Annotated in this window: 22 protein-coding genes; 6 read left to right on the plus strand and 16 right to left on the minus strand. The window is 62.1% G+C overall.

Features of this window, described 5'->3' with window-relative positions:
- Positions 1-5 precede the first annotated feature (5 nt).
- The 3 genes from C2L64_RS12475 to C2L64_RS12485 form a co-directional block, all read right to left on the minus strand.
- Positions 6-674, minus strand: coding sequence for a DUF2486 family protein (locus C2L64_RS12475; protein WP_007747740.1), 669 nt, complete (start codon positions 672-674; stop codon positions 6-8).
- A 79-nt stretch (positions 675-753) separates the two neighbouring features.
- Positions 754-1,170 carry a DNA polymerase III subunit chi gene (locus C2L64_RS12480; protein ID WP_007582468.1) on the minus strand — a complete coding sequence of 139 codons (417 nt, stop codon included), beginning with the start codon at positions 1,168-1,170 and terminating at the stop codon, positions 754-756.
- Between the two features lie 46 nt (positions 1,171-1,216).
- Entirely contained in the window at positions 1,217-2,728 is a 1,512-nt protein-coding gene (locus tag C2L64_RS12485) for a leucyl aminopeptidase (protein ID WP_007582466.1), read from the minus strand.
- A gap of 136 nt (positions 2,729-2,864) precedes the next feature.
- Between C2L64_RS12485 and lptF the strand changes: the two genes are divergently transcribed.
- The 3 genes from lptF to C2L64_RS12500 are packed head-to-tail and all read left to right on the plus strand — an operon-like array spanning position 2,865 to position 5,536.
- On the plus strand, positions 2,865-3,974 hold the full coding sequence (lptF, locus tag C2L64_RS12490; protein WP_007582464.1) for an LPS export ABC transporter permease LptF: 1,110 nt from the start codon (positions 2,865-2,867) through the stop codon (positions 3,972-3,974).
- Between the two features lie 3 nt (positions 3,975-3,977).
- Positions 3,978-5,126, plus strand: a complete 1,149-nt coding sequence (gene lptG / locus C2L64_RS12495; RefSeq protein ID WP_007582462.1) for an LPS export ABC transporter permease LptG — start codon at positions 3,978-3,980, stop codon at positions 5,124-5,126.
- Between the two features lie 29 nt (positions 5,127-5,155).
- Positions 5,156-5,536 carry a sirohydrochlorin chelatase gene (locus C2L64_RS12500; RefSeq protein WP_007582461.1) on the plus strand — a complete coding sequence of 127 codons (381 nt, stop codon included), beginning with the start codon at positions 5,156-5,158 and terminating at the stop codon, positions 5,534-5,536.
- 816 nt (positions 5,537-6,352) lie between these two features.
- Here the strand turns inward: C2L64_RS12500 and bla are convergent.
- From bla to C2L64_RS12535, 7 genes are all read right to left on the minus strand, one after another.
- Complete coding sequence (gene bla, locus C2L64_RS12505; RefSeq protein ID WP_007582459.1) at positions 6,353-7,249, minus strand: class A beta-lactamase; 897 nt, start codon at positions 7,247-7,249, stop codon at positions 6,353-6,355.
- Between the two features lie 138 nt (positions 7,250-7,387).
- A complete protein-coding gene (gene cobA / locus C2L64_RS12510; RefSeq protein WP_007582457.1) occupies positions 7,388-8,155 on the minus strand; it encodes a uroporphyrinogen-III C-methyltransferase in 768 nt (255 codons plus the stop codon).
- A 28-nt stretch (positions 8,156-8,183) separates the two neighbouring features.
- Positions 8,184-9,500: a sulfate adenylyltransferase subunit 1 gene (locus C2L64_RS12515; RefSeq protein WP_176133901.1), complete on the minus strand. Its 1,317-nt coding sequence runs from the start codon at positions 9,498-9,500 to the stop codon at positions 8,184-8,186.
- 18 nt (positions 9,501-9,518) lie between these two features.
- Complete coding sequence (gene cysD, locus C2L64_RS12520) at positions 9,519-10,478, minus strand: sulfate adenylyltransferase subunit CysD (protein WP_007582452.1); 960 nt, start codon at positions 10,476-10,478, stop codon at positions 9,519-9,521.
- A 103-nt stretch (positions 10,479-10,581) separates the two neighbouring features.
- On the minus strand, positions 10,582-11,328 hold the full coding sequence (locus C2L64_RS12525) for a phosphoadenylyl-sulfate reductase (RefSeq protein WP_007582450.1): 747 nt from the start codon (positions 11,326-11,328) through the stop codon (positions 10,582-10,584).
- On the minus strand, positions 11,325-11,870 hold the full coding sequence (locus C2L64_RS12530) for a DUF934 domain-containing protein (RefSeq protein WP_007582449.1): 546 nt from the start codon (positions 11,868-11,870) through the stop codon (positions 11,325-11,327). Before C2L64_RS12530 ends, C2L64_RS12525 begins: the two co-directional genes overlap by 4 nt.
- Before the next feature lie 19 nt (positions 11,871-11,889).
- Positions 11,890-13,569, minus strand: coding sequence for a nitrite/sulfite reductase (locus C2L64_RS12535; RefSeq protein ID WP_007582448.1), 1,680 nt, complete (start codon positions 13,567-13,569; stop codon positions 11,890-11,892).
- Between the two features lie 235 nt (positions 13,570-13,804).
- On the opposite strand from C2L64_RS12535, the gene C2L64_RS12540 reads away from it, so the two are divergent.
- Positions 13,805-14,746, plus strand: coding sequence for a CysB family HTH-type transcriptional regulator (locus tag C2L64_RS12540; RefSeq protein ID WP_007582447.1), 942 nt, complete (start codon positions 13,805-13,807; stop codon positions 14,744-14,746).
- 67 nt (positions 14,747-14,813) lie between these two features.
- On the plus strand, positions 14,814-15,986 hold the full coding sequence (locus C2L64_RS12545) for an ABC transporter substrate-binding protein (RefSeq protein ID WP_090837044.1): 1,173 nt from the start codon (positions 14,814-14,816) through the stop codon (positions 15,984-15,986).
- Between the two features lie 71 nt (positions 15,987-16,057).
- Here C2L64_RS12545 and C2L64_RS12550 read toward each other — a convergent pair whose 3' ends face one another.
- Positions 16,058-17,446, minus strand: a complete 1,389-nt coding sequence (locus tag C2L64_RS12550) for a glycosyltransferase family protein (protein ID WP_090837042.1) — start codon at positions 17,444-17,446, stop codon at positions 16,058-16,060.
- A gap of 141 nt (positions 17,447-17,587) precedes the next feature.
- On the opposite strand from C2L64_RS12550, the gene C2L64_RS12555 reads away from it, so the two are divergent.
- A complete protein-coding gene (locus C2L64_RS12555) occupies positions 17,588-17,845 on the plus strand; it encodes a hypothetical protein (protein WP_007582444.1) in 258 nt (85 codons plus the stop codon).
- Between the two features lie 15 nt (positions 17,846-17,860).
- On the opposite strand, the gene C2L64_RS12560 is transcribed toward C2L64_RS12555, so the two are convergent.
- The 5 genes from C2L64_RS12560 to C2L64_RS12580 form a co-directional block, all read right to left on the minus strand.
- Positions 17,861-19,006 carry a Gfo/Idh/MocA family protein gene (locus C2L64_RS12560; RefSeq protein WP_086916899.1) on the minus strand — a complete coding sequence of 382 codons (1,146 nt, stop codon included), beginning with the start codon at positions 19,004-19,006 and terminating at the stop codon, positions 17,861-17,863.
- Positions 19,007-19,033: 27 nt separating this feature from the next.
- A complete protein-coding gene (locus C2L64_RS12565) occupies positions 19,034-20,083 on the minus strand; it encodes a sugar phosphate isomerase/epimerase family protein (protein ID WP_007582442.1) in 1,050 nt (349 codons plus the stop codon).
- Between the two features lie 102 nt (positions 20,084-20,185).
- Positions 20,186-21,151, minus strand: coding sequence for a substrate-binding domain-containing protein (locus C2L64_RS12570; RefSeq protein ID WP_090837040.1), 966 nt, complete (start codon positions 21,149-21,151; stop codon positions 20,186-20,188).
- 291 nt (positions 21,152-21,442) lie between these two features.
- Positions 21,443-22,456 carry an ABC transporter permease gene (locus C2L64_RS12575; RefSeq protein ID WP_007737203.1) on the minus strand — a complete coding sequence of 338 codons (1,014 nt, stop codon included), beginning with the start codon at positions 22,454-22,456 and terminating at the stop codon, positions 21,443-21,445.
- Positions 22,437-23,924, minus strand: coding sequence for a sugar ABC transporter ATP-binding protein (locus C2L64_RS12580; RefSeq protein ID WP_090837037.1), 1,488 nt, complete (start codon positions 23,922-23,924; stop codon positions 22,437-22,439). Before C2L64_RS12580 ends, C2L64_RS12575 begins: the two co-directional genes overlap by 20 nt.
- Position 23,925: the final 1 nt, after the last annotated feature.

Below are 23,925 nucleotides of genomic sequence, written 5' to 3' on the forward strand. Positions count from 1 at the left end.
CCGGTCTACTTGCTGGTCGTCGAGTTACCGAGTTCTTCGCGGATCGCCTCGCGCACCCAACTGAGCATTTCCGTTTCCAGCGCGAGCGCGACCTCGCGCGTAATCTGATTGACTAGCCAGGTCGTGTGATCCTGGAACGCGTCGCGGCAGCGCGCCTCGATCAGATTGCGGCCATCCCCTTTCAGATACGTCGCGAAACGGCCGCGCAAACGCTCGGCCAGCACGTCGGCATCGTAGTCGGACCTCGCCGCAGGCGCAGGCGCGTGCTCTGCCGGTGCCGTCAGCGAACTCGGCAAAGGCGGCGCGACATACTGCTCGGCCGTCGAACCCGAGCTGAACTCCGCTTCGCCCGGCACGAACTGCGCGGGCTCGCGCATCGGCGCATGCGGCGATTCGTAGATGGAATCGAGTACGGGCACGTCGTCGTCAGCGTGGACAGACGGCGTTTGCGGCTCCGCTTGTACGTCGTGCGGCGCTTCATGCAAGTCTTGCGCGTCTTGCGCCGCCGCATGCTTACCACGCGCATGCGAACCTTCATGAGTATGCGAGCCGCTGCGCTTCGGCCGCTTCGCCTTTGCGTGCGGCTCATGTGGGTCATGCGGCTCATGGCCCGTCACCATCACATCGGTCAGAACGGGGATGTCTTGATCGGAAGAGTCGGAAGATTGGGACACGAAAACACTCCCTTTAAAGATCGGACGAGCCGGTTCTGCGCGAATCGGACAAGACCGCGCATCGAGCGGACAGAACCCGTCAGGCGCCCTGCTTGTAGTTATTCAGAGCATAGCCGCGATCGCGGTAGAAGCGATAGCGCTCGCGCCCCGCGGCAAGTTCGTCGGGCGCGTTGCCGACGATCTCCAGCAGGCGCTCGAAGCGCGCGAACTGCGACGGCACGGTCGCGCCCAGATTCAACAGTATCTGATGATGCGGCACGTCGTCGAGCGACGACGTGAGCACAACGGGCGTCTGAGCCGCGAGCGGACTCCCCGCGAGGCAGTGCGGGATGAAGTCGAGTGGCGAGAAGGTCCACAACTGCTCGTCGAACGCGCGCAGGCGCGGCGGTTCGGCCAGCACGACGAGCGGCTGGCCGGCCTGATACGCCTTGCGCACGAGACGGCACGCATACTGCAGCGAATCGCCGACGTTCGAATGAAAGTCGATGCGGGTCATCGGCGATCCTGCTCCACTGCTTGATGCGCGATCGGACTGCAACGCGTCATTGTGCAGCGCGGTCGATCAGGAACTGCGACAGCAGCGGCACGGGACGGCCGGTTGCGCCCTTTGCCGCGCCGCTCTTCCATGCGGTGCCCGCGATGTCGAGGTGCGCCCACGGATACGCTTCCGTGAAGCGCGACAGGAAACACGCCGCCGTCACGCTGCCCGCCGGACGTCCGCCGATGTTCGCGAGATCCGCGAAATTCGACTTCAGCTGATCCTGATACTCGTCGTCGAGCGGCAGACGCCATGCGGGATCGGACGCTTCCTTCGATGCATCGAGCAGTTCACCCGCGAGCGCGTCGTCCTTCGAGAACAGGCCACTGTTGTGATGGCCGAGCGCGATGATGCACGCGCCCGTCAGCGTCGCGATGTCGATCACGGCGGCCGGCTTGAAGCGCTCGGCATACGTGAGCGCGTCGCACAGGATCAGGCGCCCTTCCGCGTCCGTGTTCAGCACTTCGATCGTCAGGCCCTTCATGCTGGTGACGATGTCGCCCGGCTTGGTCGCGTTGCCAGCAGGCATGTTTTCGCAGGTCGGAATAATGCCGACCACGTTCAGCTTCAGGCCCATTTCTGCGACGGCACGCAGCGTGCCAAGCACGGAGCCCGCGCCGCACATGTCGTACTTCATCTCGTCCATGCCGTCGCCGGGTTTCAGCGAAATGCCGCCCGTGTCGAACGTGATGCCCTTGCCAACCAGCACGACGGGCGCAGCCTTCGCGGCGCCGCCCTGATACTGGAGGACGATGAACTGCGGCGGCTCGACGGAACCCCTGGTGACCGACAGGAACGAACCCATCTTCAGCGCTTCGAGCTGCTTCTGGCCGAGCACTTCGACCTTCAGCTTCCAGTCTTTCGCGAGCTTCTTCGCGGTCGTTGCCAGATAGGTCGGCGTGCAGACGTTGCCCGGCAGGTTGCCGAGGTCCTTCGTCAGATCCATGCCGTTCGACAGCGCGACGCCCTGCTTGAGGGCCACCTTCGCGAGCTTCTCGTCAGCCGCGTCGACGCTGAACACGATGCGCTTCAGCGCGCGCGTGCTGTTGTCCGGCTTGCTCTTCATCTGCGTGAACTTGTACGTCAGCTCGCGCAGCGCGAGGATCGCGGCGCGCACGGCCCAGTCCGACGAGCGCTCCTTGACGGGCGCCTGAGCCAGCGTGAACGTGACCTGCGTGATCTTCGTGCCGAGGATCGCGCGCCACGCGGCGCGCACGGCATCGCCGTAGGCCTTCTGCGTAAACGCGTCCTGCTTGCCGAGGCCGACCAGCAGCACGCGCGACGCGCCGATGCCCTGCACTTCATGCAGGAACACCGTGCTGCCCGTCTTGCCGTCCATGTCGCCCGCCTTGATGATGCGCGTGAGCAGACCCTTGGTGGCAGCGTCGATTTCCAGCGCCGCGCCCGACAGCGTCTGCGATTCGAACACGCCGATCACGATGCAATCCGATTTTCCGGTAAGGAACCCGTTGGTCGAGCCTTTGCTCCAATCACAGGCTTTTATGCTAAAGTCCATCGCGCTTGTCCTCGGATAAAATCTGGGCTTAGGATGAAAGCCGCAATTATCCGCTATTTTTCCCGCGGCGGCTGCACGAAGGCGTGACGGGGCTTAACCCCGCTGCCTGTCGGAGCGCGCCCTCTCCTCATCAACCATGATTTTTGAACGCTCTCTCCAGCGCGAACTGGCGTATACGGCTGGCGCCGTGTTCATGGTTCTGCTCACGCTGGTCCTGACGACGATGATGATCCGCATCGTCGGCTTCGCGGCGTCCGGTGAAATCGACCCGCGCGACGTGCTCGTGCTGATTGGTCTGACGGTCATCGGCTACCTCGCGATCATGCTGGTCGCGACGCTGTTCGTGTCGATCCTGTTCGTGCTCACGCGCTGGTACAAGGATTCCGAAATGGTCGTGTGGCTCGCCTCGGGTGTGAGCCTCACGCGTTTCATCAAGCCGATCGGCCTGTTCGCGACGCCCATCATCATTCTGATTGCCTTCTTCGTGTTCGTCGGCTGGCCGTGGTCGAACCAGCAGAGCAAGCTGATCCGCGCGCGCTTCCAGCAGCGCGACGAGGTCTCGCTGCTCGCGCCCGGCCAGTTCCGCGAATCGGCTACGAGCCATCGCGTGTTCTTCATCGAGAAGATGTCGCCCGATCAGGGCCACGTCGAGAACGTGTTCGTCACGAGCACCGAGGGCGGCAAGGTGAACGTGGTCGTGTCGAAGAACGGCCACACGGAAACGCATAAGAACGGCGACCGCTTCGTCGTGCTGGAGAACGGCCGCCGCTATGACGGCGAGCCGGGCCATCCCGACTTCCGCATCATGGAGTTCGAGCGCTATGGCGTGAAAATCCAGAGCCAGCCGGTGGTCAACACGCCGACCACGACGGGCACGCCGACGCTCGACCTGTTCCGCGATCCGACGCGCCAGAATCTCGCTGAATTCGCCTGGCGCGCGGGCCTGCCGTTGATCGCGATCAACCTGATGCTGCTCGCCATCCCGCTCGCGCACCAGAATCCGCGCCGCAGCCGCACGATCAATCTCGTGATGGCCGTGCTGATCTATCTGACGTATTCGAACCTGCTGAACGTCGTGCAGTCGTGGATCGAGCAAGGCAAGATGTCGTTTGGCGTGGGCCTCGTGGGGCTGCACGTCATCGTGGCGCTGGTCGTCGCGATTATTTTCTGGTTGCGGGTGCGCAACCGGCCGCTCTTCACGCGGGCAACGTTCAGCCGGTCGAACCGTCCGGCGCAGGGAGCGTGACCCATGCGTATCTATGAAAAGTATTTCGCGCGTCAGGTTTACCTCACGTTCATCTTCATTCTGTTCGCATTTTCGGGTCTGTTCTTCTTCTTCGACCTGATCAACGAGCTGAACTCGGTCGGCCACGGCAACTACAAGTTCCAGTACGCGGTGCTGCGCGTCGCGCTGCAGACGCCGTCGCGTTTCTACGAAATCATCCCCGTCGCCGCGTTGATCAGCGCGATCTACGTGTTCGCGCAGATGGCGGCGAATTCCGAGTACACGATTTTCCGCGTGTCCGGTCTCGCGACGAACCAGGCGCTGCGATCGCTGCTGAAGATCGGCATTCCGCTCGTGTTCCTCACGTACATCATTGGCGAAGTGGTCGGGCCGTACACGGATCAGTTGTCGGAGCGCGTGCGTCTGGAGGCGCTTGGCTCATCGGTGTCGAGCAACTTCGAGTCGGGCGTCTGGGTGAAGGACACGCTGACGGCGCGTGCCGACGGCGAACAGGTGACGCGCTTCGTGAACGTCGGGCAGTTGCAGCCGGACGCGACGATCTCGAACGTGCGTATCTACGAATTCGATTCGAAGTTCCGTCTGTCGAACGTGCGCATTGCGAAGTCGGGCAAGTATCAACCGCCCGGCCACTGGCTGTTGACGGACGTCACGGATACGCAGCTGATCGACGTCGCGCAGGACGCCAGCAAACCTGCTGATGCGTTGAACCCGGTGTATCGCGCGAAGCAGGTGACGTTGCCCGAGTACTCGCTGCGCTCGGAATTGACGCCGCAGATTTTGTCGGTGCTGCTGGTCGCGCCGGAACGGATGTCGATGTTCAATCTGTTCCGTTATATCCAGCACTTGACCGAGAACCATCAGGACACGCAACGGTATGAGATCGCGCTGTGGCGCAAGGTGTTGTATCCGTTTGCGGTGTTCGTGATGCTGGTGCTGTCGCTGCCGTTTGCTTACCTGCACACGCGCGCGGGCGTGGTTGGGGTGAAGGTGTTCGGCGGGATCATGCTCGGGATGAGCTTTCAGCTGTTCAATACGCTGTTCTCGCACATCGGGAATCTGAATACGTGGCCAGCGCCGTTGACGGCGGCGACGCCGGGGTTGATCTATCTCGTGCTCGGGTTAGTCGGCCTAAAATGGGTTGACCGGCATTAGGCTTTTCTTCCTCGCGGGGCGATCGGACGATGGGTGCTCATGGAATTTTGCTGTTCGCGCATGGGGCGAGGGACGCCCGCTGGGCTGAGCCTTTTGAGCGGCTATCTGCACGTTTGCGGGAATTGCGCGGCCCGTCGGCGGGGCCCGTTTCGCTCGCGTTTCTCGAACTGATGACGCCGGATCTGCCGGGTGCTGTGGCTGCTCAGGTCGCAGCTGGGGTTTCTGTCATTACCGTTGTGCCGGTTTTTTTTGGGCAAGGTGGGCATGTTCGGCGAGATCTGCCTTTGATTCTGGATCAGTGCCGCAGCGCGAATCCTTCTGTTGAGATTCGGTGTGCTACTGCTGTTGGCGAGGACGCCGAAGTTATTGAGGCGATTGCTGGGTATTGCCTGCGGCAGGCTTTGGTTTGAGGTTGGTTTTGGTTTCTGGTTTGTCTGCGACGCTGCGGGTGGTTTGTTTGGGTTTGCGGTGGCATCCGCGCTATGCCTTCGTGCTTCAAGCGTCGCCCCTGTGCGGGGCGGCACCTACTTTTCTTTGCCGCCGCAAAGAAAAGTAGGCAAAAGAAAGCGGCTAACACCGCCAACTCTTGTTCCTGCCTGAGGGCCCCCAACCGGTCCCTCGCTTCACACGGCAACCACGTGACTCATGTTTGTTGCCAACGCTCCAAATTGACGCATCACCCGCTTCACGCGCCCGCGTCGCCACATGCCGCGCCAGATAATCCACTGCCGCCCAGGTGGCAAACTGTGTGTAGGCCGTAGTACCTCACACGCCTCGCTTCGGACCGATAGCGCACGCATGCCACGTTGTAAGAGCGCTACCCTATACGACGCGACAACCTACACACAGTTTGCCACCTGGGCGGCACATACCATTCGCTGCCGTTAGCCCGTGCACGGGTATTTGAAGCGGGTGAGGCGTTCATTCGAAGCGTTGGCAACACACGCAAACAAAGAAGCCGCCGTGTGAAGCGTGGGACCGGTTGGGGGCCCTCAGGCAAATACAAGAATTAGCGGTGTGAGCCGCTTTCTTTTGCCTACTTTTCTTTGCGGCGGCAAAGAAAAGTAGGTGCCGCCCCGCACAGGGGCGACGCTTGAAGCGCGAAGGCATAGCGCGGATGCCAGCGAAAAGTCAGAAAAAACCGAACCGCCTGCGCAGCAACCACCGTAACGCGGATGCCAGCAAAAACATAAGCAAACCACCCAAAGCGTCGCAGACAAAAAACTTCACTTCATAGCGTCGAACACGATCCGCGCAGCTTCGGCAACAACCTCATCACGCGGCAGCGTCTGTTTAGGCGTCACGCCAGTGAAATAGACAGCGATAACAAAGGGCGCCGCCGACGGCGGATACACAACAGCCACATCGTTAGCCGTACCGTAATCCCCGCTCCCGGTCTTATCGGCGACCAGCCATCCAGAACCCGGCACGGCAGCCCGAATGCGCGCTGCACCCGTCGCATTCCCAAGCATCCATGCCTTCAATTGCTCCCGCTGCTGCGGGCCCAGCACATCATCGGCGAGCAGAAGCTTCTGCACATCGAGCATCATCGCTCGCGGCGTCGTGGTATCCCGCATATCGCCCGGCACGGATCCATTGACCTCGGGTTCTCCGCGCAACAGATCGAACCACTCGTCGCCAATCGAAAGCGCGAACTGGTTCAACACTTCTGGTCCACCAACGGCCGTCAGCAGCAGATTAGCCGCCGTATTGTCGCTGTGCTGAAGCGCCGCGGCACAGAGTTCGCCGATCGTCATCCCCTCCCCCGCGCGCCGCTTCGTAACAGGCGAGTTCGCGACGAGATCGGCGTCACCGTATCGAACACGCTCGTCGAGCAGACTACGTTCGGCCATGCTGCGCTTCAAAACCAGCGCAACGACAAGCAGCTTGAACGTGCTGCACATCGGAAACCGCTCCGACTCGCGATAGCCGACATACGACCCATCCGCCATATTGAGCGCGGCGACACCGAGGCGCCCACCGCTCGACGCTTCCAGTTTTTCGAACCGCTCGCGCGCGGCGAGATTGACCGAGACAGACGAAGCCGGCTGCGCACGCGCGCCGATCACGGGACCGGCCGCAAGCGCAATCAGTAAAGAACGACGCAAAGAAGAAAAAGGCATGAGTCCAGTTTGAATGCAAAGCGAAAGGAAATCTTAACGCAACGCACGTGCCTGGCTCGATGGCGCGCGGAAAAGACAATCGGCCGCATTCACTCACGCGAATGCGGCCGATCAATAGAAAACAGCGGCAATAGAACCCTAAGCGACGCGCAACTCAGGCTGGCCTTGCTCCACAGCCGACTCAGGCTCGCTGTGCGCGACCCGCTCGGCAAACGCGTCGCCGATCATCAGCAGCGAAGGCTGCGACGCGTCGAGCCACAATTGCGCATCGCCAGCGGCAAGTCCATCGAGCGTCAGCGTCAACATGCGCTCGCGCGGCGTCGAACACGCTTCGACAATTGCGACAGGCGTCGAGCCCGGACGGCCCGCGTCGATCAGTTGCTGCGCGATCTCGGGCGCGCTGTCGCGGCCCATGTAGAACACCAGCGAATCCGCGTTGACCTGCTCGCGAATCTCGGCGGAATCCGGCGCGCGGCTGTGCGTCGCGAGCGCCACACTGCGCGACACGCCACGCAGCGTCAGCGAACGTCGCAGCGACGCCGCGCTCGCCAAGGCCGCCGTGATGCCCGGCACGACTTCATAGTCGATGCCTGCCGCTTCGAGCGCGCGCATCTCTTCATCGGCGCGGCCGAACAGCATCGGATCGCCGCCCTTCAACCGCACGACGACGCCATGCTCGCGCGCGGCATCGACGATCTGCTTGTTGATGAAGTGCTGCGCCGTCGAGCGCTGCCCGCAGCGCTTGCCCACCGCGATCTTGCGCGCATGCGGCGCGTAGTCGAGCATCGCCGGCTCGACCAGCGCATCGTGCAGCACGACATCGGCGAGTCCCAGCAGCCGCGCGCCGCGAACCGTGATCAGGTCCGCAGCACCTGGCCCCGCGCCGATCAGATACACCTTGCCCATTTGCTTGCGCTCCGTCCGCTTCAAGACGTCAGGCGGACACAGAACGGATCATGCCGGCCGCGACCGTGTGATGCGTTGCTTCGTCGATCAGCACGAACGCGCCCGTACCCGGATGCGTGTCGTACTCGTCGGCGACGATCGGCTTTTGCAGCGTCAGCGACACGCGGCCAATATCGTTCATCGCCAGTTCATGACGGTCCGTCGCATGCGACAGCGTGTGCACGTCGAGCACCTGCTGGATGCCGCCGATGCGCGCGAACACCGTGCTCGTGGTCTGCTTCAGCAGATACTTGCGGGCCGTCGACAGCGGCGTTTCGTCGAACCAGCACAGGTCCGCTTCGAGCTTCTTCGCCGGTTGCACGACACCCGTTGCCAGCACGAACGTATCGCCGCGCGACACATCGACGTCTTCCGCGAGGCGGATCGTCACCGTCTGGCCCGCGAATGCGCGGTCCACTTGCGCCGTGCCGCCCGGCACGGGCGCGATGATTTCAGCGACAGTCGCCTGACGGTTCGCCGGCAACACGACGATCGAATCGCCGAGCTTCACTTCGCCCGATTCGACACGGCCCATGTAGCCACGGAAATCGTCGGCCTGGCTGCCGTCCTGACGCGCGACCCATTGCACCGGGAAACGCAGTCCCTGATGCGTCGGCAATTCGACGGGCAGCGCTTCGAGCAAGTCGAGCAGCGGCTCGCCCGCATACCACGGCATGCGCTCGCTCGCCGTCACGATGTTGTCGCCCTTCAGTGCCGACACGGGCACGAAGCGCACATCGGCGAGGCCGAGTTGACGCGCCAGCGTGACGTACGCGTCGCGGATCTCGTTGAAGCGCGCTTCGCTGTAGTCGACGAGGTCCATCTTGTTGATCGCGACGATCGCGTGCTGCAGGCCGAGCAGCTTGACGATCGCGCTGTGGCGCTTGGTCTGCGGCAGCAGTTGCGCGACGCCGTCCTCGAACGTGACGCGCGTCGCGTCGACGAGAATGATCGCGGCGTGCGCCGTCGATGCGCCCGTCACCATGTTGCGCGTGTACTGCTCGTGGCCCGGCGTGTCGGCGATGATGAACTTGCGTTTCGCCGTCGCGAAGTAGCGGTACGCGACGTCGATCGTGATGCCCTGCTCGCGTTCGGCTTCGAGGCCGTCCGTCAGCAGCGACAGGTCGATTTCGTCGCCGACCGTGCGCTTGTTCTTCGCGCGCGACAGCGCCGACAGCTGATCCGACAACACGGCCTTGCTGTCATACAGCAGACGGCCGATCAACGTGCTCTTGCCGTCGTCGACGCTGCCAGCCGTGATGAAACGAAGCACGCCGAGGTCTTCAGGTTGATGAATGCTCATAATCGTCTTGCCCCGTGTGCCTTAGAAATAACCTTGTTTCTTGCGCGTTTCCATCGCCGCTTCCGACGTCTGGTCGTCCATGCGCGTCGCGCCGCGTTCCGTGATTTCCGTCACGGCCGTTTCGGCGATGATCTTTTCCAGATCGTCCGCATCGCTTTCGACGGGGCACGTGCAACTGATGTCGCCCACGGTACGGAAACGCACCACCGCCTCTTCGCTCGACTCGCCTTCGCGGATCGGCGTGATCGGCGTCACGGGCACGAGCAGGCCATTGCGGCGCACGATCTCGCGCTTGTGCGCGTAGTAGATGGACGGCAGCTCGAGGTTCTCGCGAGCGATGTATTGCCACACGTCGAGTTCCGTCCAGTTCGAGATCGGGAACACGCGCAGGTGCTCGCCTTGATGCAGACGCGCGTTATACAGGCTCCACAGTTCCGGGCGCTGCGCCTTCGGGTCCCACTGGCCGAACTCGTCGCGGAACGAGAAGATGCGCTCTTTCGCACGCGCCTTTTCTTCATCGCGGCGCGCGCCGCCGATCATCGCCGTGTAGCCGTATTGCTCGATCGTCTCCAACAGCGTGACGGCTTGCGCGGCATTGCGCGAATCCGTCTCGCGGCGCAGACGCACGGTGCCCTTCTTGATCGAATCTTCAACGTGACCGACCACGAGTTCCGCGCCGATTTCTTTCGCGCGGCGATCGCGGAAGTCGATCACTTCGTCGTAGTTGTGACCCGTGTCGATGTGCACGAGCGGGAACGGCAGCTGCGTCTTGCGGTTCGCGCCGAGGCCGAACGCCTTCAATGCAAGCGCCAGCACGACGACGGAATCCTTGCCGCCCGAGAACAGCAGTGCGGGCTTGCTGCATTCGGCAACGAGTTCGCGCAGGATGTGAATCGACTCTGCCTCGAGCCAGTCGAGATGGTCCATCCGGTTCGCCGTGACGTTCAGCGGGTTGACAGTGGAATCGAGCGTCGTGCTCATGTTCAGGTCCTTCGTTGGTTCGTGTCGCATGATCGGGTTCTCTCCAGATGTGTGCAACACGAGAAGATTCAATCGAAAATCTGTTTCTGCGTTCGCGTGCGGCTCAGTGGAGCGGTGACGCGTTGTCTGTGATCACCGTGACGGGGATCGTCGTGATGTGCAGCCCGCATTCCTTCGTATCGCGCGACTCCCACCACCAGCGCCCTGCCCGGCTGTCTTCGCCGGGGCGCACGGCGCGCGTACACGGCTCGCAGCCGATGCTCGGATAGCCGCGCGCATGCAGCGGATTCACAGGCACGTCGAACGCCTTCAGGTAAGCCCATACATCGGCTTCCGTCCAGTCGGCGAGCGGGTTGTACTTGCCGATATTGCGAGCGTGATCCTGCTCTTCCTCGTGCAGTTCCGCGCGCGTCACCGACTGCTCGCGGCGCTGGCCCGTCACCCACGCGCCGACTTCGGACAGCGCACGGTTCAGCGGCTCGACCTTGCGGATCTCGCAGCAGCGCTTGCGCAGATCGATGCTTTCGTAGAACGCATTCAGGCCGTGCTGCGCGACGTATTCGTCGACGGCATCCGCCAGCGGATGAAACTGCTCGATCTCGTAGCCATAGCGCTCGCGCACGCGGTCGATCATGCCGAGCGTTTCCGCATGCAGACGGCCGGTGTTCAGCGAAAAAATGCCGATCTTCACGTTGCGCGACAGAATGGCGTGCGTCAGCAGCATGTCTTCCGCCGCGAGGCTGCTCGCGAGCTTGACCTTGTCGTGACGCTGCGCGATCGAATCGAGCAGCACGTCCAGACGTTCGATCTTCGCTTGCAGTTCAGCCGTGATGCCCGTTGCGCTCGTCATACCGACGCCTTCTGCGCGGCAGCGGCCGCTTCGCGATGGCGAAAGAGTGGCGAAGGATCGTCGAATGCACCTTGATACTGGACAGTGAATTCGGTGAATGCCTTCAGCGCGTCGTGGATGTCCTTGTCTTCGCGCAGCGCGTACGCGTTAAAGCCGCAACGTTCGTAGAAGCGAATCTGGTCGCGCAGCACGTCGCCGATCGCGCGAATCTCGCCCTTGTAGCCATAGCGCTCGCGCAACAGACGCGCCGTGCTGTAGCCGCGGCCATCGCGGAACACCGGGAAATCCACGGCGATCAGCGCGAGCTTGTCGAAGTCCGCGACGATGTCGGCGGGTTCGCTGTCCGGCGCGAGCCACACGCCGATTTCCTGCGCGCTGCGCGAGGCCGTCAACTCGTCGCGCGATGCCTGCCACAACGCGAACGGGACGATCACTTTGCCGGCGGGCAATGCGCCGACTTCGGGCAACGTGCCGTCTTCGGCTGCGCGGATTACCGTGAAGTCGTCGTTGACGATTGCGCGGTCCTTGATAATCGATGCCATCTGCTAATCCTTGTTCCCGTTACGCGTGAGCCGGCTGACGCGATGCGTACACGCGTTCCTTGAACGGCGCGAGTCCGATGCGGTTGTACGTGTCGATGAAGCGTTCGCCGTCAATGCGGTTTTCCACGAACGTATCGATCACCTTCGACACCACGTCCGGCATTTCTTCCGCCGAGAACGACGGGCCGATCACGCGGGCGAGCTTCGCGCCGTCATGACCCGTGCCCTGCTCGCCACCGAGCGACACCTGGTACCACTCGGAGCCGTCCTTGTCGACGCCCAGCACGCCGATGTTGCCGACGTGGTGGTGACCGCACGAGTTCATGCAGCCCGAGATATTCAGCGACAGGTCGCCGAGGTCATAAACGAAGTCAGCGTTGTCGAAGCGTTCCTGGATAGCTTGTGCAATCGGAATCGACTTTGCATTCGCCAGCGAGCAGAAATCGCCGCCCGGGCACGCGATGATGTCGGTCAGCAGACCGATATTCGCCATCGCGAAGCCTTGCGCCTTGGCCTTTTCCCACAGCGCGTACAGATCGCGCTTCTTCACGTTGGCGAGAATCAGGTTCTGTTCGTGCGATACGCGGATTTCGCCCAACGAGTACTCGTCGGCCCAATCTGCGACGGCGTTCATCTGCGTGTCCGTCGCGTCGCCGGGCGCGATGTCGCGCGGCTTGAGCGAGATCGTCACCGACGAATAGCCTGACACACGATGCGGGCGCACATTGCGCTCGACCCAGCGCGCGAACTGCTTGCTTTCGAGCAGATGCTTCTCGAACGAAGCGTCCGTATCCGGCAGCTTTTCATAAACAGGCGGCTCGAAGTATTGCGACACGCGCGCGACTTCCGCTTCCGTCAGCGTCGACGGGCCGTCCTTCAGGTGTTGCCATTCTTCGTCGACCTGCTGCGCGAACTTCGCGGGCGACAACGCCTTCACGAGAATCTTGATGCGCGCCTTATACAGGTTGTCGCGGCGGCCGTAGCGGTTGTACACGCGCAGCACGGCTTCGCAGTACGTCAGCAGATGCTGCCAGGGCAGGTCTTCCTTGATGATCGCGCCGATGATCGGGGTACGGCCCAGACCACCGCCCGCGAGAATGCTCGCGACCACTTCACCCGCGTCGTTCTTCTTCAGATAGACGCCGAGGTCGTGGATCTGCACGGCTGCGCGGTCTTCCTTCGTACCCGACACGGCAATCTTGAACTTGCGGGGCAGCCACGCAAATTCCGGGTGGAACGTCGACCATTGGCGCATGATTTCCGCCCACGGACGCGGATCGACGATTTCGTCGGGCGCGACGCCCGCGAACTGATCGGCCGTGATATTGCGGATGCAGTTGCCCGACGTCTGGATGCCGTGCATCTGGACGGACGCGAGCTTGCGCAGGATTTCAGGCGTTTCTTCGAGCTGGATCCAGTTGTACTGGATGTTCGAGCGCGTCGAGAAATGACCGTAGCCGCGGTCGTGCTCGCGTGCGATCGTCGCAAGCATGCGCAACTGGTCGCTGCGCAGGTTGCCGTACGGAATCGCGATGCGGTGCATGTACGCGTGGCGCTGCATATACAGACCATTCTGCAGGCGCAGCGGGCGGAACTCTTCTTCGCTCAATTCGCCCGACAGACGGCGGCGAACCTGGTCGGCATACTGCGCGACGCGTTCGTCGACGATGGTCTGGTCGTACTGATCGTATTGGTACATTCGGGGACCCCAGGGTTTTGTTCGTCACACGACGCGGCGTTCCGGTTACGCCGCGCTTCGGATTTGTCATCATCAGTCTGCTTTGAGCGAGACGGCGACCAGCCGTTTAGACCCATCGCTCATTTGCTAATGACAAAAACAGATATCCATATTGGAAAAACTGGACAAATCGTAATAAACTCGCCTTATATTTCAAACGACTAAAAAATTCTTTTGATATGCGGCGAGGTTATATATGAACCTGCATCAGTTCCGCTTCGTGCGTGAGGCCGTCCGCCAGAATTTCAACCTGACGGAAGCTGCCAAGGCACTGTTTACAAGCCAGCCGGGCGTCTCGAAGGCGATTATCGAGCTGGAGGACGAGCTGGGCGTCGAGATCTTCACGCGGCACGGCAAGCGCGTGCGATCGCTGACGGAACCGGGCCGGATCATTCTGGCGTCCGTCGAGCGGATTCTTCAGGAGGTTGAGAGCCTGAAGCGAGTCGGTAAAGATTACGCGGCGCAGGATCAGGGCAATCTCGTGATCGCCGCGACACACACGCAGGCGCGCTACTCGCTGCCCGCCGCCATCGCCGAGTTCAAGAAGCGGTTTCCGAAGGTGCACCTTTCAATTCTGCAAGGCAGCCCGACCCAGGTCGCGGAACTGGTTTTGCACGATCAGGCGGACGTGGCGATCGCAACCGAGGCGATCTCGACCTATAAGGAACTGGTGTCGCTGCCCTGCTTCACCTGGCACCACCTCGCCGTGATGCCCGCCGATCATCCGCTGCTGGATCGCAAGCAGTTGTCGCTGGACGACCTCACGCAGTATCCGCTGATTACGTACGATAACGCGTTCGCCGGCCGCACCAAGATCAACGAAGCGTTCCGCCTGCGCGGCCTGCATCCCGACATCGTCCTCGAAGCGATCGACGCGGACGTGATCAAGACCTACGTCGAGTTGGGGCTGGGCGTCGGCATCATGGCCGACATCGCGTTCAACGCCGAACGCGACCGGCATCTGCGCGCGATGCCCGTCGGGCATCTGTTCGGCAGCAATGTCACGCGCGTCGCGCTCAAGCAGGGCGCGTATCTGCGCAGCTATGTGTATACGCTCGTCGAGCTGCTGTCGCCGAACATGAACCGCAAGCTGATCGAGCAGGCGCTCAAGGGCGATCACGAAACGTACGAGCTTTGAGGTTTTTGACCCGCTATAACTGATCCGCTATAACAGCGGCCACGCTATCTGGTAGGAGATCTTTCGCATGTCGTCGCACAAGAACAAATTCAAACGCACCCTGATGCGTGCCGCCGCGATCGGCGCGCTGTTCGTCGCCGCTACCGCGCACGCGGACATCAAGGTCGGCATCGACCTGTCGAGCACGGGGCCTGCCGCCACGATCGGCATCACCAGCAAGAACGCGATGCTGATGTGGCCGAAGACGATTGCCGGTCAGAACGCGCAGTACATCATCCTCGACGACGGCTCCGATCCGGGCAATGCCGTGCGCAACATCCGCAAGCTGATCAACGAGGATCACGTCGATGTGATCGTCGGCCCCAACATCACGCCCGCCGCGATGGCCGCGCTCGATCCCGTCGCCGAGAGCCAGACGCCGATGATTACGCTGATCGGCTCGGCGAGCGTCGTCGAGCCGCAGGAAGGCAAGAAGATCTGGGCGTTCAAGATGGCGCAGACGGACAGCGCGATGGCCGATGTGATGACACGCTACATGGCGAATCACAACATCAAGACGGTCGGCTTCATCGGTTTCGCCGACAGCTACGGCGATAGCTGGCTCAACGAGTTCACGAAGTTCGCGACGCTGCGCCACATTCAGGTGGTCGCGACTGAGCGCTTCAACCGAACCGACGCGAGCGTCACGGGCCAGGTGCTGAAGCTGATCGCCGCCAAGCCGGATGCCGTGTTGATCGCGGGTGCGGGCACGCCGACGGTGCTGCCGCAGCGCACGCTCGTCGAGCGCGGCTACAAGGGCGCAATCTATCAGACGCACGGCATCGCGACGCCGGAGTTCATCAAGCTGGGCGGCAAGGATGTCGAGGGGACGCTGTTCCCGACGCAGCCGGTCGTCGTAGCGCGCACGCTGCCCGCCGATCATCCGGCGAAGAAGGCGGCACTTGCGTTCGTCAACGCGTATGAAGCGCAGTATGGGCCGAACACGGTGACGCAGTTCGCGGGCGATGCGGCGGGTGTGTATCCGCGTTTGCAGGATGCCGTCGCGCGCGCGTTGAAGACGGCGCAGCCGGGCACGCCGGAGTTTCGCGCGGCGCTGCGCACGGAGCTCGAGCACGCGCATGAGCTGGTGGTTCCGAACGGCGTCGTGAACACGAGCGCGAAGGATCACGTCGGGCTCGATCAGCGGGCCAGCGTGATGGGGATTATCAAGGATGGGAAGTTTACGTATTTGAGCCAGTGAACGCTTTGTGATCCTGCCTCGACGTAGCAGCGAACGGGGCGCGTGCCACCCCGCCGCTGCAGCGCGATCTGCTACGACAAAAAACTAATCGCCTCATCGATCACGCTGCGCCAGTCGCCCATCAGCGTCTGACGCAGCGGCTTCAGATTCGCCATCCACGGCGACGTATCGCCTTCCACGCCCCAACGCCATTCGCTTGCCACATTGAGCGGCACGATGGTCAACTTGCCGAGCATCGCGCTCAGGTTCGCGACGCCTGAATCGACGGCAATGACGGCATCCAGTTGCTCGATGCACGCAGCCGTCTCCGCAAACGATTTGATCCCCGGTCCGTACACGCTGATATTGCCCGACGGCATGCCAGCGAACTGCTGCACGGAAGGATGGTGCAGGCTCACGAAATGCCGCTTCGCTGCGACGGACGGATGCATCACCAGGTGATCGACTTCCGTCAACGGCAAGCTGCGGCGGATCGCCGAGCAGCGCATCACAGCGCCAACCTCATGTGCGTGGCGCTGGTTGCAGTCCCAGAAAATACCGACCAGCGATTTGCCCGGCTCCGCCGCGCGCAACTCACGTGCCCATGCGGCGGCGGCTTCGCGCTCCGCTTCGGGCGCGCGCAGATAGGCGGGGAAAAACGGCGACGGCAGCGGCACTTGTTGCGCGGCGAGCAGCGGCAAATGCAGCAACGTCGCATGCAGATCGGGCGCGAACTCGCGAACCTGACTGGCTAACTCTTCAGGCAACGCCTCGTGCTGACGCAACGGACGCGCCGCGCTCACCACATGACAATCTGGCAGCGACGCCTGCAATAGCGGATACAACTGCGCATCGCACGTAATCATCAACTGCGCGCCTGCTGCCTGCCATTGCGATACGTTGGCAAAGAACAGGAACTGATCGCCAAAACCCATCTGATGCGTAATCAGCACACGCTTGCCGCGCAAATCCTGTTCGCCCGACCACTGCGGGATATCGGCCGGCTGGTAGTTGCCGCTGTCGCTGTCATTGCGCGCGAGCCACGGCTCGAAGCCCGCAGGGCGCGCGGTGCGCAATAACGCCTCGCCATACAGATGCTCGGCCTTGCGTGCAAACCAGTCGCCGCCCGCGGCGGCCGTGCGCCATGCGTCGTGCAGCATCGGAATGCCGCGCTCGACGTCGCCCGACATCACGAGACTCTGGCCGAGGCTCATCTTGTAGTACGCGGGCTGCCACGGCAGCGCGGCATAGTTGCGCCACGTAGCGACGGAATCGAAATGCCGTCCGAGCAGTGTCAACGCGTACGCGCGCCAGTTGACGAAATGGAGATCGCGCGGCTCGATCGCGAGCGCGCGTTCGGTATAGGTCAGCAGTTCGTCGTCACGCATGTCGTGCAGCAGCGCGACGCAGACAGCTCGCAGCTTTTCTGCATCGTCGGGCGCATGGGCAAGCGCATCGAGTGTTTCCTGGACTGAAGGCATGGCGGGCATTGTTTCGACGTTCTACGCAAATGGCGGGACATCTACCGGATCGCGGAGCTGCCGCAGACCGGCGCGCGAGTATACGTCGTAGAATCATGCAGCAATCTTAAAAACTCAAGCACTGCACGGCACCATCGAATCATGCGCACGACCCGAGCCATCCATGCCGTCGAACGGCTGAAGACCCGCAGTGGCAATCCGCGCTTCGCGGCGGTCAGCCTGTCGGGCGGACTGTTCTATCTCGTCGACAAATCGAGCGGCACGGACCAGAAGGTGTCCGATCCGCTTCCGCTCGATGATTTCGTCAAGTTCGTCGACGGTTTCGGGCCGCCGAAGCCACGCAAGGCAAGCAAGCTCGATCTTGCGTTCGAAGAGCAGATCAAACGCAGCAAGAGCTAGACACCTTCTTAGCCGTCAGCCGTTCTTTACGCGCGTGTAGGCAAGCTGGTCGTTGCTTGTGAAAACCGCATCGATGAAACGCAGCCCGGCGACGCCGTCCTCGACGGTCGTCAGCAAACGGCTTTCGGACGGCGGAGGCAAACCCGCGTCGATCGCTTCTATCTGCAACGCCGCATCCTTGTAGAGCTGCGCGAACGCTTCGAGATAACCCTCGGGATGCCCTGCCGGCACGCGCGTCGCGTGCCGCGCCACGTCGCTGTCGACGCGCCCGCGCGTGAGCCTTTGCGTCGCGCCACCCAACGGCGTGAACAGCAATTCGTTCGGGTTCTCCTGATCGAACGCGATGCCCGCCTTCGTGCCATAGACGCGCAGACGCAGCGCGTTTTCCGCGCCGCTCGCCACCTGGCTCGCCCACAGCATGCCGCGTGCGCCTTTGTCATAGCGCAGCATCGCCTGAATATGATCGTCGACCTGACGCCCTTCGACGAACGTATGCAGTTCGGCGGCGATCTCGATGGGCAGCATGCCCGTCACAAACGCCGCGAGGTGATACGCGTGCGTGCCGATATCGCCCAGACAACCGGCGCGCCCTGCCTGCTTCGGATCGGTGCGCCACACCGCCTGGCGGTTCTCGCCCGTCAGTTCGATCGGCTTCGCGAGCCAGTCCTGCGCGTACTCGACCTGCACGACGCGCACCTCGCCCAACTCACCCGCTTCGACCAGCTCACGCGCATGACGCACCATCGGATAACCCGAATAGGTGTGCGTCAGCGCAAAGAGCCGGTTCTTGTCGCGCGCGAGCTTCGCGAGCGCTTCGCCTTCTTCGAGCGTCATCGCGAGCGGCTTGTCGCAGATCACGTGGATGCCGGCATCGAGAAACGCCGTCGCGACGGGCGAATGCAGGTGGTTCGGCGTGACGATCGACACGGCGTCGATGCCGTCGTCGCGCGCGGCTTCAGCGCGCGCCATCTCGTCCCAGCTCGCGTAGCTGCGCGCGACGCCGAGTTCGTCGGCGCTTGCCCGCGCGCGCTGCGGGTCGGACGAGAGTGCCGCCGCGACGAGTTCGAAGCGATCGTCGATGCGCGCCGCGATCCGATGCACCGCACCGATAAACGCGCCCTGCCCGCCGCCGACCATGCCCAGCCTGAGTCTTCGTGTCATCGATCTGCTCCTGTTCGACAGTCAGCGTCAAAGGCCGAGCACGCGTTTCAGTTGCGCGTCGTCCGCGCCGCTGCCCGCGAAGTCGTCGAATGCATGGTCGGCCACGCGAATGATGTGCCGCTTGATGAACTCGGCGCCTTCGCGCGCGCCATCTTCGGGATGCTTCAACGCGCACTCCCATTCGAGCACGGCCCAGCCCGGAAAATCGTATTGCGCCATCTTCGAGAAGATCGCACCGAAGTCGATCTGCCCGTCGCCCAACGAGCGGAAGCGCCCCGCGCGCTCGACCCAGCCGCTATAGCCGCCATAGACACCTTGCCGCCCATTCGGTCGAAACTCGGCATCCTTCACGTGAAACGCCTTGATGCGCTTGTGATAGATATCGATGAACGCCAGGTAGTCGAGTTGCTGCAAGACGTAGTGACTCGGATCGAACAGTATGTTGGCGCGCCTGTGGTCCTTCACGGCCGCGAGAAAACGTTCGAACGTCACGCCGTCGTGCAGATCTTCGCCGGGATGCAGTTCGTAGCAGACATCGACGCCCGCTTCGTCGAACGCATCGAGGATTGGCGTCCAGCGGCGCGCGAGTTCGTCGAAGGCCGCTTCGACGAGACCGGCGGGACGCTGCGGCCACGGATAGATATACGGCCACGCGAGCGCGCCTGAAAACGACACATGCGTGTTCAGCCCGAGACGCTGCGATGCCTTCGCGGCCCACTTCATCTGCTGCACGGCCCATTCGGTGCGCGCCGCGGGATTACCGCGCACGTGCGGCGCCGCGAAGCCATCGAACAGCACGTCATACGCGGGATGCACGGCGACGAGTTGCCCTTGCAGATGCGTCGACAGTTCGGTGATGGCGACGCCCGCATCGGTGACGACGCCGAGCAGATCGTCGCAATAGTCCTGGCTCGACGCCGCCTGTTCGAGGTCGACGAGGCGCGGATCGGCGGGCACCTGAATGCCTTTGAAGCCGAGACTCGCGGCCCATTGCGCGAGGTGCGCGAGGTTGTCGAACGGCACCTTGTCGCCCATGAACTGCGCGAGAAAGATCGCCGGCCCTTTGATCGTTTTCATCGTGCTGCTCCCGATGGATATCTGCGTCGATCCGGCGCCGCCTTGCGAGTGTCTTTGCGACGATCACGCGAAAGGCAGCGCCGGGCTAAAGCACGTTTGCGATCAGAACGGCGAATCCGGGAAGTAGAATTCCTTCGCGTTCTCCTTCGTGATCAGCACGGAAGGAATGATCGTCGTGGCGGGCAGCTTGTCGCCTTTGAGGCGTGCTTCCGCCGTGAGCTTGATCGCGTCGTAGATGAACTTTGGCGAGTACGACACATCGGCCTTGATGAGCGGTGCGCCGTCCATCACGTTCTTCACCATGCCTTTCGAGCCCGCGCCGCCGAACACGATCTTGATGTCGGTGCGTTTGGCCTGATCGATTGCCTTGATTACGCCGACGGCCATGTCGTCGTCGGCGGCCCAGACGGCGTCGATGTGCTTGAAGCGTGTCAGGTAGTCCTGCATGACCTTGAATGCGTCGTCGCGATTCCAGTTTGCGTATTTTGCGTCGAGGATCTTGATGTTCGGATAGGCCTTCAGGACGCCTGTGAAGGCTGTCCAGCGTTCGTTGTCGAGGGTTGTGGGAATGCCGCGTAGCGCGACGATGTCGCCTTTGCCGTCGAGTGCTCTCGCCAGATATTCGGCGGGGATCTTGCCGAAGGCGGTGTTGTCGCCGGCGACGTAGGCGTCTTGCGCGCTCGTGTCGGTCAGGCCTCGGTCGACCACGGTTACGTAGACGCCTTTCTTTTTCACCTGTGCGACGGGTTGGGTGAGGGATGCTGATTCGTACGGGAAGATTACTAGCGCGTTGATCTTGTTGACTGTCACCAGATCTTGCAGTTGGTTCGCCTGTTCCGGCGCGTTGGCTGCGGTTTTGACGATCACTTTCAGATCGGGGTGGGCTTTTTCCAGATCTGCCTTGGCCTTGTTCGCCCACCAGACGATGCCGCCTGTGAAGCCGTGATCGGCTGTGGGGATGGCTACGCCTAGTGTTACTTTCTCGTCGGCTTGCGCGGCGCCTGCGCCCAGGCCCATTATGCTCAGCGCCAGCATCCCGGCGCCAACCGCTCGAATCATCTGCTTCATGGCTATGTCTCCTGACTGGATGGTTTGGTTCTTTCGGTGTTGAAACGCTGTTGCAACTGCTGGTTTGGTTTAGTCTGGTCTGGTCTGGTTTGCGCTGGCATCCGCGCTATGCCTTCGCGCTTCATGCGTTGCCCCTATACGTTTGCCTTTTCGCCGGCATCCGCGTTATGACGTACCCCTTCATGCGTCGCCCCTGTGCGGGGCGACGCTTGAACAGCAAACACCGTAACGCGGATGCCAGCGAAGGCAGTAGCAAACCACCTTGCCGCCGCAAAGGCAAAAACACGTCAATCACCTCCGCCCCCGCTGCAAAAACGCGACAACAATAATCACAATCCCCTGCACAGCAGCATTCAGATAAACGCTAATGATGCTAGTGAGATTAAGAATATTGGCAATCACAGAAAGCAGAACCGCACCGATCACGGTACCCACAACCCGCCCTTCACCGCCCTTGAGCGCGGTCCCGCCAACCACAACGGCGGCAATCGCCTCCAGCTCCCATAAAAGCCCAGTAGTCGGCGTAGCAGACCCAAGTCTCGGCACATACAAAACCGTCGCCACTCCGACACAAACCCCAAGCAACACATATGTAACGATCTTCACGGTATCAACGCGAATCGCGGCATACCGCGCAACCTGTTCATTCGAACCGATGGCCTGCACATGACGCCCAAACGCCGTGCGATTAAGAATCAGCGCACCGCCCGCCGCGACGACGAGAAACACCCAGATAGGCACAGGCACCCCAAACAGACTCGCGTAGTAAACAGGCCCATAGAGATCAGAAAGATTGTTATCGAGCGTCAAGGCACCGCCGTCGGCAAGCCACGTCAACACCGCGCGAAAAATACCCAGCGACCCCAACGTGACAATAAACGGCTCGATCCGCCCTTTCGTGATCAACAACCCATGCGCGCATCCAAACGCGCCACCAAGCACAAACGCACTCGCAATCCCGATCAGAACAATAGTCAGCGGCACAAACGCATGCCCGCCCGGCGCAGCGGCAAGCGCATTCATCAACCAGATCATGCTGCCCGCGATCAACGCCGCCATCGATCCAACAGAAAGATCAATCCCACCCGAAATAATCACAAACGTCATGCCGACAGCAATGATCCCGATGAACGACGTGCGCGTCAGCACATTCATCATGTTGTCGACAGTAGCGAAATCGCGATTGAGCAGCGTCCCCGCAATGCACAGCAAGATCAGACCCGCCAGCGGCCCAAGCCCATGCAATCGATGCGCAATCCGCATCGCGCGCCCTGCTGGCGCGGTGTCAGTGTGTGCCGGTCGCATGTGCGATCAACTCCTCTTCGGTCAGATGGTCGAGGCCGAGCGTCGCCTGCAGGCGACCCGCGCGCATCACGGCCACGCGATGGCACAGCCCGATCAGCTCGATCAGTTCGGATGAGATGACGACCACGGCGCGCCCTTCGGACGCAAGCCGGTGGATCAGAAAATAGATGTCGCGCTTCGCGCCAATATCGACGCCGCGCGTCGGCTCGTCGAGCACGATCACATTCGGATTCGGTTGCAGGAACTTGGCAAGCGCGAGCTTCTGCTGGTTGCCGCCCGACAGCATCCGCGCGCGGCTGCCCAGATCGCCCGTGCGGATGCCGAACTCGCGTACGGCTTTCGTCAGCGCATCGCGTCCCGCCTTCAGATCGAGCAGCGGCTTCGCATAACGTTCAAGCGTCATCAGCGTCAGGTTGTCCTGCAGGCTCAGGTTCACGTGCAGCCCCTTGCCTTTGCGGTCTTCGCTCAGATACGTGAGACCGCGCCGCATCGCGTCGCGCGGGCTGTGCAGATCCGCCTTGCGTCCGGCGATTTCGATCGTGCCCGAGGTGCGCTCGCGCAATCCGATGATCGCCTCGAACGCTTCCGTGCGTCCCGCGCCGACGAGTCCCGCAAAGCCGAATACTTCGCCCGCACGCACGTCGAAGCTCAGATCGTCGACCCACTCGGGTACGCTGAGATGCTGCACGTGTAGCGCGATAGGTGCGTTCTGCGCAGGTGGTGTCTTGTCGGGGAACATGTCGGACAGTTCGCGCCCGACCATCAGGTTCGCCATCTGCTGACGCGCGAGCAGCGCCGTCTCGCTGCGCGCGACGAAGCGGCCGTCACGCATCACGATCACTTCGTCGGTGATGTGCTCGACTTCGTCGAGCTTGTGCGAGATGTAGACGATGGTCACGCCATCGGCCTTGAGCTTCGTCATCAGCGCAAACAGGCGCTCGGTCTCGGACGGCGTGAGCGTCGCCGTCGGTTCGTCCATGATGAGCAGCCGCGCGCGCCGCGACAATGCCTTCGCAATCTCCACCATCTGCTTTTCCGCGACGATCAGTTCGCGCACCTTCGTGTCGGGATGCTTGTGCAGGCCGACTTGCTCCAGATAGCGCTTCGCTTCGCTACGCATCGCCGTGTCGTCGACGAACAGGCCCTTGCGCTTCTCGTGGCCGAGATACATGTTCTGCGCAATCGTCAGATGCTCGGCGAGATTGAACTCCTGGTGAATCAACACGATGCCCGCGGCTTCCGCGTCGCGCGAGCCGTCAAAGCGCTGCGCGTGGCCGTCGATTAGTACCGTGCCCTCCGTGGCCGTCTCGTAGCCCGCGAGGATTTTCATCAGCGTCGACTTGCCCGCGCCGTTCTCGCCGAGCAAACCGTAGATGCGCCCCGGCGCGAGATCGAAGCTCACGCCGTGCAGCACACGCACGGGACCGAAGTCTTTGCGGATATCGTCGAATCGGACGGCGAGACTCATC

The organism is Paraburkholderia hospita, from assembly GCF_002902965.1.
In the GTDB taxonomy this organism is placed as follows: Bacteria; Pseudomonadota; Gammaproteobacteria; order Burkholderiales; family Burkholderiaceae; genus Paraburkholderia; species Paraburkholderia hospita.

Bases quoted from the DNA above. Each gene is read 5' to 3' on its own strand.
- C2L64_RS12480 (WP_007582468.1), bottom strand. From the start codon at position 1,170: ATGACCCGCATCGACTTTCATTCGAACGTCGGCGATTCGCTGCAGTAT.
- C2L64_RS12485 (WP_007582466.1), bottom strand. From the start codon at position 2,728: ATGGACTTTAGCATAAAAGCCTGTGATTGGAGCAAAGGCTCGACCAAC.
- lptF (WP_007582464.1), top strand. From the start codon at position 2,865: ATGATTTTTGAACGCTCTCTCCAGCGCGAACTGGCGTATACGGCTGGC.
- lptG (WP_007582462.1), top strand. From the start codon at position 3,978: ATGCGTATCTATGAAAAGTATTTCGCGCGTCAGGTTTACCTCACGTTC.
- C2L64_RS12500 (WP_007582461.1), top strand. From the start codon at position 5,156: ATGGGTGCTCATGGAATTTTGCTGTTCGCGCATGGGGCGAGGGACGCC.
- bla (WP_007582459.1), bottom strand. From the start codon at position 7,249: ATGCCTTTTTCTTCTTTGCGTCGTTCTTTACTGATTGCGCTTGCGGCC.
- cobA (WP_007582457.1), bottom strand. From the start codon at position 8,155: ATGGGCAAGGTGTATCTGATCGGCGCGGGGCCAGGTGCTGCGGACCTG.
- cysD (WP_007582452.1), bottom strand. From the start codon at position 10,478: ATGAGCACGACGCTCGATTCCACTGTCAACCCGCTGAACGTCACGGCG.
- C2L64_RS12525 (WP_007582450.1), bottom strand. From the start codon at position 11,328: ATGACGAGCGCAACGGGCATCACGGCTGAACTGCAAGCGAAGATCGAA.
- C2L64_RS12530 (WP_007582449.1), bottom strand. From the start codon at position 11,870: ATGGCATCGATTATCAAGGACCGCGCAATCGTCAACGACGACTTCACG.
- C2L64_RS12535 (WP_007582448.1), bottom strand. From the start codon at position 13,569: ATGTACCAATACGATCAGTACGACCAGACCATCGTCGACGAACGCGTC.
- C2L64_RS12540 (WP_007582447.1), top strand. From the start codon at position 13,805: ATGAACCTGCATCAGTTCCGCTTCGTGCGTGAGGCCGTCCGCCAGAAT.
- C2L64_RS12545 (WP_090837044.1), top strand. From the start codon at position 14,814: ATGTCGTCGCACAAGAACAAATTCAAACGCACCCTGATGCGTGCCGCC.
- C2L64_RS12550 (WP_090837042.1), bottom strand. From the start codon at position 17,446: ATGCCTTCAGTCCAGGAAACACTCGATGCGCTTGCCCATGCGCCCGAC.
- C2L64_RS12555 (WP_007582444.1), top strand. From the start codon at position 17,588: ATGCGCACGACCCGAGCCATCCATGCCGTCGAACGGCTGAAGACCCGC.
- C2L64_RS12560 (WP_086916899.1), bottom strand. From the start codon at position 19,006: ATGACACGAAGACTCAGGCTGGGCATGGTCGGCGGCGGGCAGGGCGCG.
- C2L64_RS12565 (WP_007582442.1), bottom strand. From the start codon at position 20,083: ATGAAAACGATCAAAGGGCCGGCGATCTTTCTCGCGCAGTTCATGGGC.
- C2L64_RS12570 (WP_090837040.1), bottom strand. From the start codon at position 21,151: ATGAAGCAGATGATTCGAGCGGTTGGCGCCGGGATGCTGGCGCTGAGC.
- C2L64_RS12575 (WP_007737203.1), bottom strand. From the start codon at position 22,456: ATGCGACCGGCACACACTGACACCGCGCCAGCAGGGCGCGCGATGCGG.
- C2L64_RS12580 (WP_090837037.1), bottom strand. From the start codon at position 23,924: ATGAGTCTCGCCGTCCGATTCGACGATATCCGCAAAGACTTCGGTCCC.